Genomic DNA, 1569 nt, shown 5'->3' on the forward strand with positions numbered 1-1569 from the left:
AGTTTATTAATAAATATGTCTTTGTCAACTAAATTATTCTCATTATCATTTAGGTGATAGTTGATAAAAATTCAGATTAGTGAAAATGAGAAAACACATTATGGCTTTCTCATCTTTTTTTTACCAATCTCGTGTTGCAATTAATTCTTCTACATCAGCATCTTCAAAGCCATATTCATCAGCGATAACACCAAAATCTTCAGCGATACACTCTCTTGCTACTGTTTCAATTTCGCTATCTTCCTCATAAAATTCTTCAGCTAGTTCATTAAATTGATCCGTTGTTTCTTGTGTTAAAATATAAAGTTCTGCCAAATTTTTAGGTGAAGTTGCTTCTATTTTGACACAAAGCGATTTTAATAAATCTTGCCCTTTTTTTACAAGGTGTGTTGGATAATAATTATCATTGTCCATTTCTTTTAAAAAAGAATACTCGGCTAATACTTTATTTTTAATCATGAAGAACATCCTTATCTAAATATTTATCTTAAGGTTATTAAAGTGTACTTATTATCTTAATTATTGGAAAGTATATTACGTTTCTTAATTAAATGTCTCGCGTTTATTTCTATACATTTGTAGGATCCTGATCAGCAAACAAAAAACAGGTAATTAATTAAAAATGGCTAAAAAAATACAAAGTTATATTTCTTTTTTTGACTATTGCACTATTCTCTTTTTTGGCCATTAATAAATATTTAAAAAGCTCACCTTTGGCAACATGGTACTTCTATGGTAATAACGGGGGAATATATGACTGGTCATTACTACCCACCAGCAGAAGATGATGCAACAGATACGGTGATCTCCATTCCAGAAAAACCCACTAAAGAAGGTTTAACAATAACACATTGGGACACTTGTAATATTGAATTGAATATTGATAATAAAACGCTTTATATTTCTTATTTTACAAGCGGTCTTATTCAAGCCACATTATCAATAAAAACCACATCTTATGTTGCACTAACTGAGTTGTATTTTTATCAACCTGATGATATGCATTGGTCAATAAATCGGCTAGAGGATGGGACATACAAAGGTTGGATATGGGATAATGTTGCAAATCAACTTATTTCTGTTCGTTATCAAGAAGATAAAAAAAACAATCATTGACGGTACAAAATATACATTGATGCCAGAAAGTTATTGGCTCTTTCAACGTTGGGCTAATGGCGTTTTAGTGGAAGAATACGCTTTAGATGATTTACCAGCAAAAGATGGTTTTATTCCTGAGATAGATAAACAAAGGCTAACTCAAGCAAAAGCAGCGCTTCAAACTACGGTGAATGAATTAGTGATACCATTAAATTTTACCCTTTAACGTAATGCTGTGGGATAACTCACTTTGTAAGTAATAATATCATGTGAAATGCTCCCAGAGGGTTGGGAGCATTTCTGACACAGAACGATTTAATTTATATTAAATAATACCATCTAATTTCATGTAAGTTCCTTTTATTGAAAAATCCAATTCCTTTCAAGTAGCTAATTTTTGCTGTAAGAGTATAGATGAATAGTGTAAATAATTTAAATCTAATAAAAAATGTTGCACAACAGGGATATACT

Annotated in this window: 3 protein-coding genes; 2 read left to right on the forward strand and 1 reads right to left on the reverse strand. The window is 30.6% G+C overall.

The annotated features are described in order from the left end of the window. Positions 1 to 120 precede the first annotated feature (120 nt). Entirely contained in the window at positions 121 to 459 is a 339-nt protein-coding gene (locus tag BHE89_RS16745; protein ID WP_069367430.1) for a DUF5713 family protein, read from the reverse strand. A gap of 294 nt (positions 460 to 753) precedes the next feature. Between BHE89_RS16745 and BHE89_RS16750 the strand changes: the two genes are divergently transcribed. Both BHE89_RS16750 and BHE89_RS16755 read left to right on the forward strand, forming a co-directional pair. Next, on the forward strand, positions 754 to 1116 hold the full coding sequence (locus tag BHE89_RS16750; RefSeq protein WP_128860645.1) for a hypothetical protein: 363 nt from the start codon (positions 754 to 756) through the stop codon (positions 1114 to 1116). 19 nt (positions 1117 to 1135) lie between these two features. Continuing rightward, complete coding sequence (locus BHE89_RS16755) at positions 1136 to 1324, forward strand: hypothetical protein (RefSeq protein ID WP_128860646.1); 189 nt, start codon at positions 1136 to 1138, stop codon at positions 1322 to 1324. Positions 1325 to 1569 lie beyond the last annotated feature (245 nt).

This window comes from Shigella sp. FC1967 (assembly GCF_001743005.1).
GTDB lineage: Bacteria > Pseudomonadota > Gammaproteobacteria > Enterobacterales > Enterobacteriaceae > Proteus.